Annotated in this window: 14 protein-coding genes and 2 tRNA genes; 12 read left to right on the forward strand and 4 right to left on the reverse strand. The window is 35.6% G+C overall.

The window, feature by feature from the left end; translation table 11 throughout:
* Nucleotides 1-126 precede the first annotated feature (126 nt).
* Together EDF66_RS17165 and EDF66_RS17170 are read left to right on the forward strand one after the other, a co-directional pair.
* Nucleotides 127-202 (forward strand) — tRNA-Gly (locus tag EDF66_RS17165).
* A gap of 14 nt (nucleotides 203-216) precedes the next feature.
* Nucleotides 217-301: transfer RNA gene (locus EDF66_RS17170), tRNA-Leu, on the forward strand.
* Between the two features lie 144 nt (nucleotides 302-445).
* Here the strand turns inward: EDF66_RS17170 and EDF66_RS17175 are convergent.
* Nucleotides 446-1,399 (reverse strand): hypothetical protein, encoded by a 954-nt coding sequence (locus EDF66_RS17175; protein ID WP_132843948.1) that lies wholly within the window; start codon nucleotides 1,397-1,399, stop codon nucleotides 446-448.
* A 125-nt stretch (nucleotides 1,400-1,524) separates the two neighbouring features.
* On the opposite strand from EDF66_RS17175, the gene EDF66_RS17180 reads away from it, so the two are divergent.
* From EDF66_RS17180 to EDF66_RS17220, 9 genes are all read left to right on the forward strand, one after another.
* On the forward strand, nucleotides 1,525-2,742 hold the full coding sequence (locus EDF66_RS17180) for a hydroxymethylglutaryl-CoA reductase (RefSeq protein WP_132843950.1): 1,218 nt from the start codon (nucleotides 1,525-1,527) through the stop codon (nucleotides 2,740-2,742).
* A gap of 1 nt (nucleotide 2,743) precedes the next feature.
* Nucleotides 2,744-3,325 (forward strand): CDP-alcohol phosphatidyltransferase family protein, encoded by a 582-nt coding sequence (locus tag EDF66_RS17185; protein ID WP_132843951.1) that lies wholly within the window; start codon nucleotides 2,744-2,746, stop codon nucleotides 3,323-3,325.
* A gap of 2 nt (nucleotides 3,326-3,327) precedes the next feature.
* Entirely contained in the window at nucleotides 3,328-4,053 is a 726-nt protein-coding gene (locus EDF66_RS17190) for a phosphatidate cytidylyltransferase (RefSeq protein ID WP_132843953.1), read from the forward strand.
* Entirely contained in the window at nucleotides 4,053-4,724 is a 672-nt protein-coding gene (locus tag EDF66_RS17195; RefSeq protein ID WP_132843954.1) for a diacylglycerol/polyprenol kinase family protein, read from the forward strand. Before EDF66_RS17190 ends, EDF66_RS17195 begins: the two co-directional genes overlap by 1 nt.
* A gap of 160 nt (nucleotides 4,725-4,884) precedes the next feature.
* Nucleotides 4,885-5,601 (forward strand): sensor histidine kinase, encoded by a 717-nt coding sequence (locus EDF66_RS17200; RefSeq protein ID WP_132771910.1) that lies wholly within the window; start codon nucleotides 4,885-4,887, stop codon nucleotides 5,599-5,601.
* A complete protein-coding gene (locus EDF66_RS17205; RefSeq protein ID WP_021189847.1) occupies nucleotides 5,594-6,304 on the forward strand; it encodes a LytR/AlgR family response regulator transcription factor in 711 nt (236 codons plus the stop codon). Before EDF66_RS17200 ends, EDF66_RS17205 begins: the two co-directional genes overlap by 8 nt.
* A gap of 93 nt (nucleotides 6,305-6,397) precedes the next feature.
* The gene (locus EDF66_RS17210) at nucleotides 6,398-8,677 is read left to right on the forward strand and encodes a cation:proton antiporter (RefSeq protein ID WP_132843956.1); all 2,280 of its coding nucleotides are present in this window, start codon (nucleotides 6,398-6,400) and stop codon (nucleotides 8,675-8,677) included.
* Nucleotides 8,678-8,688: 11 nt separating this feature from the next.
* Nucleotides 8,689-8,907 (forward strand): hypothetical protein, encoded by a 219-nt coding sequence (locus EDF66_RS17215; RefSeq protein ID WP_132771913.1) that lies wholly within the window; start codon nucleotides 8,689-8,691, stop codon nucleotides 8,905-8,907.
* A gap of 192 nt (nucleotides 8,908-9,099) precedes the next feature.
* A complete protein-coding gene (locus EDF66_RS17220) occupies nucleotides 9,100-10,149 on the forward strand; it encodes an endonuclease/exonuclease/phosphatase family protein (RefSeq protein WP_132843957.1) in 1,050 nt (349 codons plus the stop codon).
* 39 nt (nucleotides 10,150-10,188) lie between these two features.
* Here the strand turns inward: EDF66_RS17220 and EDF66_RS17225 are convergent, their stop codons facing one another.
* Entirely contained in the window at nucleotides 10,189-10,455 is a 267-nt protein-coding gene (locus EDF66_RS17225; RefSeq protein WP_021189844.1) for a hypothetical protein, read from the reverse strand.
* Nucleotides 10,456-10,660: 205 nt separating this feature from the next.
* On the opposite strand from EDF66_RS17225, the gene EDF66_RS17230 reads away from it, so the two are divergent.
* Entirely contained in the window at nucleotides 10,661-11,386 is a 726-nt protein-coding gene (locus tag EDF66_RS17230; protein WP_021189843.1) for an acyl-[acyl-carrier-protein] thioesterase, read from the forward strand.
* A 52-nt stretch (nucleotides 11,387-11,438) separates the two neighbouring features.
* Here the strand turns inward: EDF66_RS17230 and EDF66_RS17235 are convergent, their stop codons facing one another.
* Together EDF66_RS17235 and EDF66_RS17240 are read right to left on the reverse strand one after the other, a co-directional pair.
* Nucleotides 11,439-12,071 carry a gluconate 2-dehydrogenase subunit 3 family protein gene (locus EDF66_RS17235; RefSeq protein WP_021189842.1) on the reverse strand — a complete coding sequence of 211 codons (633 nt, stop codon included), beginning with the start codon at nucleotides 12,069-12,071 and terminating at the stop codon, nucleotides 11,439-11,441.
* Between the two features lie 19 nt (nucleotides 12,072-12,090).
* On the reverse strand, nucleotides 12,091-13,521 hold the full coding sequence (locus EDF66_RS17240) for a Gfo/Idh/MocA family protein (protein WP_132843959.1): 1,431 nt from the start codon (nucleotides 13,519-13,521) through the stop codon (nucleotides 12,091-12,093).
* Nucleotides 13,522-13,525: the final 4 nt, after the last annotated feature.

A 13,525-nucleotide genomic window follows, 5' to 3' on the forward strand; every position in this document is an offset into this window, starting at 1 on the left:
AAGAGCCAATATTTGAGGTCATTACATTAAATATTAAAAAAATGATGGTTTCAAATTTTGATTTTATAAAAATCGCCGTATATTTGCATCACCAAAACAGAAAACAACTTGTTAACTGTTAGCAATGCGAAAATAGCTCAGCTGGTAGAGCACAACCTTGCCAAGGTTGGGGTCGCGAGTTCGAATCTCGTTTTTCGCTCCACATTAATATCACCTGCCTAGGTGGTGGAACTGGTAGACACGCAGGACTTAAAATCCTGTTTCCGTTAAGGAAGTGCGGGTTCGATTCCCGCCCTAGGTACAAGAAAGCTCATCCAAAAGATGAGCTTTTCTTGTTTTCTATGCCGTCTAAAATATTTTTATTAAATACTAGATTTTCATACTAAAAGCACCACCTGATCGAAACTGTAAACTGCAGTTATATAAACGACCCATTAGCATTAAATCAAATTTCATCCATCGCGCTTACTCTTGCCTTATACAGATCAATTTTTTGATAAGCCTTATTAAAAAACATTTTCTTATCCCTTGTTCCTGCTGTGTTTAACAACCTGGAATTCTTAAGCTGGTGCTGATAAAAATTTGAAACGTGTTGACAGGTGTCAGTATCGTGTGTGATAAAATACCCCAACATGGTATGGGGGACAAATAAAGCCCTTCTATCTTTGTTCGAAACAAGAACATTATTGTTTAATATCAACAGTTCATGATAATACAGTTGGTATTGGTCATTATTCGGAACACATTTCTTCTCCAGCGAAAACAAAAGCTCTTTGATCTGATCGCAGAGAATCGTCCCGTGCGCTGCGGTCAATAAACCAGTTTGTGAAAAATACATGATCTGCTGTAACGTACTATTGATAGTTGTATCATTCCAAATTTCTTTTACTCTGATGGAGGAATAATAATCGTTCAATTTTTTTCCGCCATTGTCTAAGGGATTTTTCGATAAAAAAGATTCGAATGATACTTCCAGCCCCTCAAAACTCAATAAGTTGAGCCAGACGTATCTTTTAAAGCTTGACAGTAATCCTGTATTTATGGTATAGAAAATTGGAATATCCTTAGCGGAATAGTAGAGGGACGTACCAAGATCAGGATTGAATTCTGTTAAAGACTTAAAGGAATTTTCCAGATAAGTTGAAAGGTCATGTGGTGTCCGGATTTCTGTCGTTTTTTTTACTAAAACATGATCACTCTTTTGAAACATCTTATCTAAAGAAATTGCAAAGTGATTAGCCAGCTGAACTGTCTCCTCTATCGAAAATTTACTTTTCATCGAAATTCTTCGATGTGCCGCATCATAACTAATATCAAGCGCATTTGCAATGGCTTCTATAATAGACTTAGTAGCGTCGATTTTTTTATATATTTCTTGGATTAGCTTTTCTTGATACATTGGTTTAATCATTTGCGATAATCGCAAAATTAAAAATATTTTTTATTGTTTGTCACAATTTTAAATGCAATTATCACAATAACTTTGGAATACGAAACAAACAGTCCATTTATTAAAAGCTCATTATGAAAACATTATTAAAAAAAACAGAAGCATATGACGTTCATAATGAAGACGCATGCGCTTTACCATTTTCTTCAGAAATCAGCCAAACAGAGATAGCGAAACTGTGTGATTATCTCAGCAAAAAAACGAATAAACAATTTCCAATACTTACTGACAGTAACATCAACTTATCGCTATTAAATGGAAATATTGAAAATTTTATTGGGATAAGTCAAATTCCTACGGGGGTCATTGGCCCGCTAAAAGTTCATGGTACAGCAGCTAATGGAGCTTACTATGTTCCATTAGCTACCAGTGAAGGCGCGCTGGTGGCTTCATATCATCGTGGAGCGAGAGCATGCTTACTAGCTGGAGGAGTTACTTCGATATGTCTAAAGGAAGGTATCCAGAGAAGTCCTGTATTCAAATTTGAAAATTTAAATGATTTAAGCCTTTTTATCTCTTGGTTTCTTGCTAAAAAAGAAAGTCTCCACGATATTGTTAAAAATACAAGCAGATTTGCTAAGCTAACAGATACAAAGATTCAGATTGAAGGGAACCATCTCACTATATCTTTTGAATACTTTACAGCAGATGCATCGGGACAAAATATGGTCACGATATGTACAGATGCGATCTGTCGATTTATGATTGATCAATGTCCCGTTAAACCTAGCCATTGGTTTATAGAAGGAAATAGTTCAGGAGACAAAAAAGCAACAGCATATTCCTTTAATAACGTTAGGGGTAAGAAAGTCACAGCGGAAATTGAATTATCCGCTAAAATCGTATCAGAGGTACTTAAAACGTCATCTGCACTCATGGATAGGTATTGGCGTACTTCTACAATGGGAGTGATCCAGAGCGGTGCAATAGGCGCACAAGGTCATTATGCAAATGGGCTTACAGCATTATTTATAGCTACCGGTCAAGATGTGGCCTGCGTAGCAGAAGCGGCAACAGGAATTACAAGAATGGAATTAAATAGTGATGGATCGCTCTACGCCTGTGTTACATTGCCAAATCTGATCGTAGGAACGGTAGGTGGAGGAACCAATCTACCTACTCAAAGAGAGTGTCTGGATATGATGGACTGCTATGGAGAAGGAAATTCAATAAAATATGCCGAGATAGCTGCTGCTCTTGTTCTTGCCGGCGAGTTATCGATCGCCGCGGCGCTGTCAGCAGGTCAATTTACGCAGGCTCATCAAAAGTTCGGTAGAAAAAAATCACTGTAATATGGAAACTAAAAAAGAAAACAGATGGAATGTGCCAAATGCACTTTCACTATACCGTTTATTGGCATTACCTTTTATCATTTATACTATAATTACAGCAAATAGAGAGTCCTTTATATTGTTGCTGTCCATAAACCTAGTAACTGATATACTTGACGGATTAATCGCAAGACTGTTTAACCTTCAAACAGAGTTTGGTGCAAAACTAGATTCGATTGCAGACATCGGGACTTATATTATGGCGTTCATGGGAATGATTAGTTTAGAAAAAGTATTCGTAGCAACATACAAAATAGAATTTATAATCTTAATTGCGATGTGGTTAATTCCACAGTTATGCGCGCTTATCAGATTTCAAAGATTCCCTAGCTTTCATTTATGGTCTTATAAAATAACTGGCTACTTACAGGGCATATTTATTTTCAGCTACTTCGTATTTGGCTTTAGTGCATTCTATTTTCACTTGATGTTAATTGTTAGTTGTCTAGCGTACCTAGAGGAATTAATCTTAGTTATTACGCTACCAAAACTACACTCTAATTTAAAGAGCATATTTCTTATACAGCAACAAAAAAGAAATTAATCATGTACTTAATTCTTGGTTCTATATTGTTCCTGTTTTTTGGAATAGGCAGTTTAGTTACACAGTATATCAATAAACAGAGTAAGGTGCGACAAGCTAATGAACGTTGGTTAAAACTCGTGTTGTACTTTGTAATTCTGATCATGGTATTTTCGTGTATCTATTTTGAATTAACAGTATCTCTAGCTATTTGCATAGGAATAATAGGTCTTTTTGAAATTTCAAAAGCTCATATATTTTCCAATAAACGGATTATATTTTTCTTTTTTTCTGTATTTATTTACCTTACGATCCTATTTGCATTTATCAAATTCAGTGACAATACTTTAACAGAAAACGTATGCTTTGTATACTTTACTGTGGTCACTTTTGATGGATTCAGCCAACTTACTGGTCAATTATTTGGTAAAAGAAAACTTCTGCCTCAGATTAGTCCCAATAAAACTTTTGAAGGTTTACTTGGAGGTTTAATACTAACAACATCGACCAGCTTTTTCTTTTTCCAATACATCGATTTTTCAATTGGCCAAACCATAGCGACAGCAATTTCTATTTGTTTTACAGCACTCACTGGAGATTTATTAGCTTCATTGCTGAAACGTAAATATCAAATTAAAGATTATAGTAAGCTAATTCCAGGTCATGGTGGGATATTAGATCGCTTTGACAGCTTTATATTTTCTGGAGCTATGTATTGGTTAGCTGATTTATTTAAAGAAATATTATAATGAAAAACGATTTGTTAAACCTGCTTTTACTGGCATTGACATTCTTGCTTTTATTTGCTCTTTCTGAATTTTTATACCATCAATACAAGATTAAGGTAGAATTGACAAGAAAACTTGTACATATTGGTACGGGATTAATTTGTTTGCTCTTTCCAATATTATTGAAAAATCATTGGTCAGTCCTATTTCTTTGTGGATTATTTGCTGTGATTTTACTCCTATCCTTAAAATTTAATTTATTAAAATCCATCAATGCAGTTGACAGAAAATCCGTAGGTAGTATTGTATATCCAGTGGCAGTTTATCTGTGCTTCTTAATCCAGACGTCTTTGGATGAATGCTATATATATTATTATTTACCTTTAGTTACCTTAGCTATTTGCGATCCTATGGCCGCACTATCCGGCAAGAAATGGCCTTTAGCGCAATATAAGATCTTTGGTGCAAAAAAAACTTTAATGGGATCTACTGTTTTCTTTATATGTGCTATGATCGTTATGTTTTTAACATGGAGATCCGTTTATAATTCTAATTTAGATTCGGAGGAATTTATAGTAATAGCCACAATTGCTCTTACTGCTACATTAGCAGAGGCATTTAGCAAAGATGGCTATGATAACTTAACAATTCCGGTAAGTATATTAGTCTGTTTGTATATATATTTTCCTTGATGAAAAAAATGATCATCTTTAGAAATAGAAAAAGTTTAGCTTTGGGATCAGTTTTTGTATTTTATTATAGTCGATCTATAGATTCCCATTTCCTATTGAAATCTTAAAATTCCATTGCCTTTTTAGAAAATTGCTATATTCGAAGTAAAACAAAGTCAGTATGTCTACTTTTTATTATAGTTTATTATTTCTTGTGTTCTTTATTCTTGTTTTATTAGCGGTCTTCCTCTACTTGAAGATTCGTATTTTAAAACGTCAAAATAAACTATTAATTCGACAAAATCGAGATTTAAATAGCATTTCTCTTCCTGATGAAACGAATTATTATAAGTTGGACCCACACTTACTAAAAAATGCATTAAACGCTATTCAGTCTCATGCCTACCAAAGTTATCATGCACTTGATAAATTATCCAATGTACTAGATTATATTCTTTATGAAACAGATGGCACGTTCGTAAAGCTAAAAGATGAGATCGCTTTTGCGCAAAATCTAATAGAGATCAATAAACTTAAAATAAGTCCTTTATTTGATCTACATATACGAAAAAAAATTAGTGCCGAAGCTGGAGAAATGCTTATTGCTCCATTTATGACCATCAACCCAATTGAAAATGCTTTCAAACATGCTGATGTTCAAAATGAAAACAGTTTTATCTCTGTGGTGTTTGAGGTTATCGACGATTATTTTCACCTCACCGTTTCTAATCGGGTCATGCAAAAACAAAAAATAGACTCAAGCCTAGGTGGATTGGGCAATAAAACTTTTTCGAAACGGTTGAAAAATATTTACGGTACTGAATACAGCTTGAATACTGAGCAAAAAGAAAATATATACACGGTAACCGTAAAAATAAAACTTTATCAAAATGATTAAATGTATTTTATTGGATGATGAACTTCCTTCACTAAGTTACATTCAAGCTTTATGTGAAAATTTTAAGGACGTAGAAATCGTGAAAAGTTTCAATAATCCCCAAAAGTTTTTAGCACAGATTGACAGACTTGATTTTAACACCTGTATTCTAGATATTCATATGCCAGGTATGAACGGACTAGAGGTCGCCCGGATACTTTCTGACAAAGCAATTATCTTTTCAACAGCTCATAAGGAATATGCTGCTGATGCATTTGATCTCAATGCTGTGGATTATATACGAAAACCTTATCAGGCTGATCGATTACAGACTGCTTTTGATAAAGCCTTGAAGTGGCTTAACTCAACAAAGGAAACGGGTTTAGAGGTTATAGAGTTAAACAGTAATCAAGGAAAAACAAGGATAAGAATAGATCAAATTGCCTATATTGAGGTGGCCGATCATGATAGGCGGGATAAATACATCTATATGAAAGACGGTCAAAATATTCTTGCGAAAAACATCAGTTTAGATGAAATTTTGGCGATCCTACCTTCTGGAAAATTCTGTAGGATCAACAGACGAAATGTTGTTGCATTAGCTGTGGTCTCGTCTTACACAGCACAGTATGTCGCGTGTAAAATAAAAGATATGCCTGACCTGAAACAACTTACCTTATCGGCACCCTACAAAGATCATTTTGTAAACAGCTTAAATGTTTAGTACATTTTTTTTCTGGTCTGGTACAAAAAACACGAATTCGTTTTGTAGAAAAAACTTTAGCTATTATACTTGCTCTTTACAATCCGACGAAATATGTTTAAAAGTAAGTACCGCTCCACCTTTTTTTATCTAGCCATTTTAATTATTGGGATAGCTTTAGGCTATTTTATTATCCATCAGGGCTCCCAATTTGAAAATCAACCACATACAACTGCAGATGTACCACTCAACTCAGCATGGTCACATTTCTTAGATCATTTGCATGAAAATCTTTCCTACCCGCTAGCAATACTCATGTTGCAGATCATAACAATCATATTTGTAGCGCGAATATTTGGTATATTATTCAGAAAAATTGGTCAACCCTCTGTTATTGGAGAAATCGTAGCGGGTATTGCACTAGGGCCTTCCCTACTAGGGAATTACTTTCCAGAAATATCCACATTTTTATTTCCAGTCAGTTCTTTGGGAAATCTGGGGGTATTGAGTCAAATAGGTTTAGTGCTATTTATGTTTGTCGTCGGCATGGAGCTAGATTTGAAAATATTGAAAAACAAAGCTCAAGATGCCATAGTTATCAGTCATGTAAGCATTATCTTTCCTTTTCTTCTAGGGATGGGGCTCGCCTATGTGATCTTCCAGACAACAGCACCTGAAGGTATTTCATTTTTATCATATGCGCTCTTTATTGGAATATCCATGAGTATTACTGCATTTCCTGTTTTAGCAAGGATCGTACAGGAAAGGGGTATGAGCAAAACACGACTAGGTTCGATTGCCATCACCTGTGCAGCGGCAGATGATATCACTGCTTGGTGTCTTTTGGCAGCTGTTATTGCGGTTGTAAAAGCAGGATCTGTAGTCAGTGCAGTTTACACGATCGCTTTCGCGGCCGGCTATGTCTTATTGATGGTCCGGTTCGTAAAACCATTTCTCCAACGTATCGGTGACCTTCACTCCACTAAAGAACGGTTAGGCAAATCGATTGTAGGTATCTTTTTTCTAACATTGCTGATTTCTTCATGGACCACCGAAGTTATCGGTATCCACGCCCTATTTGGAGCTTTTATGGCTGGTGTAATCATGCCAACCAACACAAGTTTTCGAAGTATCTTTATTGAAAAAGTAGAAGATGTAGCGCAAGTACTTCTTTTACCGCTATTTTTTGTCTTTACAGGCCTAAGAACACAGATTGGATTACTCAATGAGGCCGAACATTGGCAAACCTGTTTCTGGGTGGTTACAATTGCTGTAGTGGGTAAATTTATTGGAAGTGCTTTATCGGCAAGATTTGTGGGGCAAAACTGGCACAGTAGCCTTACCATAGGAGCTTTGATGAATACTAGAGGTTTGATGGAACTAGTCGCTCTAAACATAGGTTATGATTTAGGAGTCCTTACTGATGAAATGTTCGCAATACTGGTTCTTATGGCTTTGATCACAACATTTATGACGGGGCCTGCATTAGATTTAATTAATAAATTTTTTAAGCCTGAAATCGAAAATAATGGCGATCTCATTTCGAAGAAAAATAAATACAATATTCTGATTTCATTTGGCAACCCAAATTCTGGAAAAATTTTACTCCGTATTGCCAATATGCTGATTAAAAAATCAAAAGAAAATAGTACGGTAACGGCATTACATCTTTCGATCGGGAATGAACTCAATACTTATAATTCGATCGAATACGAAAGAGATAATTTTTCAGTATTAAATGATGAAAGTGAAAAAATAGAGCAACCGTACACTGGTATTTTTAGAGGTACCGACAATATCAACGACGACATTGCAAAAATGGCCAATGAAGAAGATTTCGACTTACTGTTGACAGGTATCGGTCAATCTGTCTATGAAGGATCTGTTTTAGGAAGTATCATCGGGTTTACAAGTAAAGTCGTTAATCCGGAAAGATTGTTAGGTTCATTAACAGGTAAAGAAAGTTTATTTAATCATAGCGGATTTGAAGATAAAACGACAGCGCTTTTAAAAGCTGTTCATATTCCTTGTGGAATTTTAGTCGATAGGGGTCTTCCGGAAGAGGTGAAAAACATATTGGTTCCTATCAAAACACTTAGTGATAGTTTCTTATTGATATATGTGCACAAACTTGTACAGAACAACGATGTAAAAATAAGTTTCTTAGACGAAGATGAGGTCATTAAAACCTCTGTAGAGCTCAAAGAGGCTATTCGTTCGTTAGATTATGCGGCACCTAATCAAATCAATATTATAGAGGAACCCAAGACTAAAGATATTGATTATTCTTCATTCGATATTATACTGATAAGTTTCATTGCTTGGAAACAGATTTCTTTTGAGAAAGAGCAATGGACGAAAAAATTACCGAGTACATTGATTTTAAAACCTTAATATTTATTGTTATGGAAAAATACATTTTTGAAACCATGCTAATTAATGAAGACAAAATTCATCAATTAGAGGAAACTTTAAAGAAGATTCCCAACATCATCACCATTAATATTAACAGATTCAGTAACGGATTAATATTAAAATTGGAAGCTCTAAATATTCAAGCGTTTGAAATAGCACTACGTCTGAAACAAAATGGTTTTGCCGTTGAGCGCTTATACGAAGAATAATAGCTGATCCATTGTTACACCATTATATAAACTCCAACAAAAAGTTTATATAATGGTGTATGCATTTTTAACGATTCCCCATACATGATGCCCTTATAGCCTGCTTCTGCTATCTTCCAATTCTCATTTTATTGTGCCCGAATCATCTTTTCTTGATTATTTTTCTATTTTTATCGCACAAATAGATTACATATGCACACAGCTCTATATATTTTTTCTTCCATCCTAATCATTATAAGTTTTATTCCATTAATAAGAAATGATTATTGGACGTTCCGAATTTTTGAGTATCCAAGACTACAAAAGCTTGTATTAACAGCCCTGTCACTGGCGCTCCTTTTAATATTCTCTAACAGAACGTTAACCTTCTATATTTATGTAACCTTACTTTCAGGGACTATTTTATACCTATTAAAACAGATCATTCCCTTTACTCCTCTTGGAAAAAAGCAGATTTTAAGAGTAAAACAGGAAATACCCGATCAAACCATCAGTATTATGATATCAAATGTGTTTGAAGATAATACCAATTACAAAGGCTGCATTGCGGAAATTAAAAAGACTGATGCTAACCTGGTACTGCTACTGGAAACCAGTCATGAATGGATGGAACAGCTTAAGGAAGCCACAGATGCCTATCCTTATCGTATAGAGAAACCGATAGATAACACTTATGGTATGTTGCTGTACTCTAAATTGGAATTGAAGGAAAGTGAAGTCAAATTTCTTGTGGAGGATGATATCCCTTCCATTCATACAAAAGTAATTTTACGAAATGGGCAGGTCATTCAATTATATGCGGTACATCCGACTCCTCCTGTACCAGGTGAAAACCCAAGGTCAACAGAACGTGATAAGGAACTCCTTCTGATTGCAGATAAAGCTTTAGCATCAAAAATACCAGTGATAGTTTGCGGTGACCTGAATGACGTCGCCTGGAGCTATACCACTGAATTATTTTTAAAGACAAGTCAATTACTTGATCCGAGAAGAGGCCGTTTCTTTCTGAATACTTTTCATGCACATCATTTTTTTATGCGCTTTCCTTTAGATCATATTTTCTGTAGTACAGACTTCAAATTAAAGAAAATGAAAAGACTGAATAATTTTGATTCAGATCACTTCCCAATTCTGACCGTATTACAATACGAAAAATCCGCGGATGCAGAACAAGAAGACAATACATTAGATTTAGATCAGGAAGATCGGGAATTAGCTGAGGAAAAAAAAGAAAAGTGCTGATACAACAGCACTTTTCTTTTTTTGAGTAATTATTTTTGTTTAATATTCTATTGCTAAAATTGATCTCAGAGGAATCAATACACCGCTTTTTATTTGGAGATACTTATCCGTTAACGACCAAACCGTTGTTTCTATTCTTTTAGGACCTACTTCTGTTTGAAAGGCTATTGTAGTCTTCGACTTAAATTCATTCCCCAATCGCAAAGCTCCTTTTAAAGTTTCTAAAAATGTTTGACTTTTATCTTCATTCGCCGCGACTATTTTGAATGAAGAGATTTGTTCTTTTTCTATCAATTCTCCGATCATACTACTAATAATTTATAATTGACACTTTGATTAAGTAAGACATTTCATTTATAACGCTCCTAATTGTTATAACATATACTTAACCTTATTTAAATGTAAGGAATCCTCGATAAAATACCAATACTATTTCGATTTTAACATTTATTTTACAAAATGCCTTATTCTACAGCATAATAATGCCTAAATTTGTTGAAATTTATCAAAAATGGACAATTCAACATTTGAAAAAAACTGGGAAATCAATTTTACACAATGCTATTCAAATGCCAGAATCCGTTATTCTGATCTTTCCAATTTACTGCAACTCACAGCTGGTGAACATGCGACTATTGCAGGTTTTGGTTTTAGGGAAATGGCCAAAAATAATCAGACCTGGGTGTTAAGCCGTATCCGGTTTGAAATAAACCGCTTGCCAAAATGGATGGATATAGTGACCATAAAAACCTGGATTCAGCACTTAGAAGGGGCTAAATCAACCCGTAATTTTGAGGTGTATGTCAATAACCAACTTTATGTGACTGCTACAAGTTATTGGGCGGTTATCAATACTGTAAAAAGAGGACCTGAGGAACTGGCAATAGCACTTGGCGATTTTAAAACATTTCCAGAGCGTCACAGTACGCAAAAGCCTTTTTCAAAACTAAATCTAGCACAGACCGTAAAACCAATCGAAAACTATACGGTTAAAATATCGGATCTGGATATTGTCAATCATGCTAATAATGTCAAATATTTAGATTGGTGTATGGATAGATTACCGATGGAATTAGTGCTAACAAATCAAATTGTATCCATAGAAATGAATTACCTACGAGAGCTCCGCTATAATGACCGTGTAGAAATTAGTGGTAACTCAACAGATAAGGGCTATTTCATGACGGTCACAAAGCAAGAACGTGTTTCATTCGCCTTAGAAATCGAAACTAAATAAAAAGGGAGTACTTCGCTTGAAGTACCCCCTTTTTATTCTTTATGTTTTTACATTAACCTGCAAAAGCTTTATCACCTTTTTTATAAGGGTAATTTCCATCGAATTTTCCTGGAATCTTCACATAGCGCAATGCTTTAGTTAATCCCAGTTCCGAATTAAAGTATCCTGTTAAAGTCAACTGCTTAAACATTGTAAACCAATGAGGTGGTTTGTTTTCCACTTCTCTATATAATTCATTTTGTTTTACAGCATTTTTCTCACGTTCTTCTTTTGTCGCCTCATCTTGTTTTTTATTAAACTCACCAGCTTCTTTGTCTAGTAAGTTTACAAAACTTGTACGTTCTTCAGCAGAAAGATCTAAGAAATTTTTCTTCATTAACTCTTGTGCTTTTTTATCTAAGTTGTTAATTCCATCCATGAAAACAGTTTGTTGTTCATCGGTATAACAATCTCTTACCATCACTGGGATAAAGCTTCCCACGCCTGCTTCTTTAGCTCCAGGAGTAGAGGTTTTCGGTAATATTGCTTCGGCTAAGTCTCCCAATAAATCGGTTGTCTTAGGTTCGAATAAAACTTCTACCTGTTTAGTAGCAGAGCGTGAACAACCTTCAAGAAAAAGGCTTGAACCAATGACCACGCCTCCCATCAACATTGCGACACGTTGAATTGCTTCTCTTCTATTCATAATCAATCTCTTTTAATACTTAAATTGTATAATTAACTTCCCAGCCTGGACGGTAGTTACGCTTCACGAACTGGTTTACTTCATCAAAATTCGTCACACGCATATTATTATTATCCCATAATAAGCGTAAGTTTCTTCCTGGATATTTATTATCAACTTTCAAATCCGATCCACGAATAGCCAAGTTTGCCATCAGTAAAGCTTCTGTCAATGGTCCAGCAATTTCAAAAGGAGAAGACATCTGCATATTACCATAACCAGCAATACAACCTTCAACCCATTGCGCCCAGTGACCATCAGCACCACCTTTAACACGTGCATACTTTTGTTTTGGAGTCGTATAAGAAACAGTTGTAGGCAATAATCTCGGATTTGCAGCGTAAGTATCGGCCAATATTTTACCTTTCGTACCGATAAATAAAATACCATTTCCACCGTCGCCAAAAGCCTCATTAGGACCTAGTTCATCTGGTCTTGGTGGTTGAATTCCACCATCCATCCAATGTAACTTAACATCTCCTGCTGTTTTATCCGTTTTCGGGAATGTCATTACGGCATAGCTTGACGGCGGACAGCTTTCTGGGAAATATCCTCTTTTAAATTCGTCAACATATACAGATCCAACAGTTGCCTGTACATCTTTCACATATTGAAGACCATAGATACTAAAAGGCGCTTCCATGTTATGGCATCCCATATCACCTAATGCACCTGTTCCATAATCCCACCATCCTCTCCAGTTGAAAGGAATCAATTTTTCAACATAATCTTTTTTTGGAGCAGTACCTAACCAAAGATCCCAATCCAATTCTTGTGGAACCGGAGCTTGTTGTGTAGGCCATTGGATACCTTGAGGCCATACAGGACGATCGGTCCAACAGAAGATCTCTTTCAGATCTCCAATCATCCCTGCGTCAACCCATTCGCGCATCTGTCTCACACCATCACCTGATGCTCCTTGATTACCCATTTGCGTCACAACTTTATATTTCTTGGCTGCTTGCGTCAAAACACGTGCTTCCCAAACATCATGAGCTAATGGTTTTTGCACATAAACGTGCTTACCCAATTGCATTGCTGCCAAAGCTACAATAGCATGCTGATGATCTGGTGTTGATACTGAAACTGCATCAATATGTTTATGCTCTTTATCGAGCATATCACGGAAATCCTTATAAAATTTTGCCTTCGGAAACTTTTTCACAGAATCTGCCGCACGACGCGTATCTACATCACATAGGTAAGCAATATTTGCTTTTCCACTTGCTGCAAATCGCGATACGTCTGATCCCCCCATACCACCGACACCTACAGATGCAACATTCAACATATCACTCGGTGCTGTAAAACCTACTCCACCCAATACATGGCGGGGCAGTATAGTCACTCCAGCGCCAAATAAGGCAGCTTTTTTCAGAAAGTCTCTTCTTGATGAATTATTCTTTTCCATAATT

This window comes from Sphingobacterium sp. JUb20, assembly GCF_004342035.1.
Classification (GTDB): domain Bacteria; phylum Bacteroidota; class Bacteroidia; order Sphingobacteriales; family Sphingobacteriaceae; genus Sphingobacterium; species Sphingobacterium anhuiense.

Excerpts from the sequence above, each read along its gene's own strand:
- EDF66_RS17210 (WP_132843956.1), top strand. The coding sequence starts at position 6,398 with ATGTTTAAAAGTAAGTACCGCTCCACCTTTTTTTATCTAGCCATTTTA.
- EDF66_RS17225 (WP_021189844.1), bottom strand. The coding sequence starts at position 10,455 with ATGATCGGAGAATTGATAGAAAAAGAACAAATCTCTTCATTCAAAATA.
- EDF66_RS17215 (WP_132771913.1), top strand. The coding sequence starts at position 8,689 with ATGGAAAAATACATTTTTGAAACCATGCTAATTAATGAAGACAAAATT.
- EDF66_RS17205 (WP_021189847.1), top strand. The coding sequence starts at position 5,594 with ATGATTAAATGTATTTTATTGGATGATGAACTTCCTTCACTAAGTTAC.
- EDF66_RS17220 (WP_132843957.1), top strand. The coding sequence starts at position 9,100 with ATGCACACAGCTCTATATATTTTTTCTTCCATCCTAATCATTATAAGT.
- EDF66_RS17180 (WP_132843950.1), top strand. The coding sequence starts at position 1,525 with ATGAAAACATTATTAAAAAAAACAGAAGCATATGACGTTCATAATGAA.
- EDF66_RS17175 (WP_132843948.1), bottom strand. The coding sequence starts at position 1,399 with ATGTATCAAGAAAAGCTAATCCAAGAAATATATAAAAAAATCGACGCT.
- EDF66_RS17185 (WP_132843951.1), top strand. The coding sequence starts at position 2,744 with ATGGAAACTAAAAAAGAAAACAGATGGAATGTGCCAAATGCACTTTCA.
- EDF66_RS17235 (WP_021189842.1), bottom strand. The coding sequence starts at position 12,071 with ATGAATAGAAGAGAAGCAATTCAACGTGTCGCAATGTTGATGGGAGGC.
- EDF66_RS17230 (WP_021189843.1), top strand. The coding sequence starts at position 10,661 with ATGGACAATTCAACATTTGAAAAAAACTGGGAAATCAATTTTACACAA.
- EDF66_RS17240 (WP_132843959.1), bottom strand. The coding sequence starts at position 13,521 with ATGGAAAAGAATAATTCATCAAGAAGAGACTTTCTGAAAAAAGCTGCC.
- EDF66_RS17200 (WP_132771910.1), top strand. The coding sequence starts at position 4,885 with ATGTCTACTTTTTATTATAGTTTATTATTTCTTGTGTTCTTTATTCTT.
- EDF66_RS17190 (WP_132843953.1), top strand. The coding sequence starts at position 3,328 with ATGTACTTAATTCTTGGTTCTATATTGTTCCTGTTTTTTGGAATAGGC.
- EDF66_RS17195 (WP_132843954.1), top strand. The coding sequence starts at position 4,053 with ATGAAAAACGATTTGTTAAACCTGCTTTTACTGGCATTGACATTCTTG.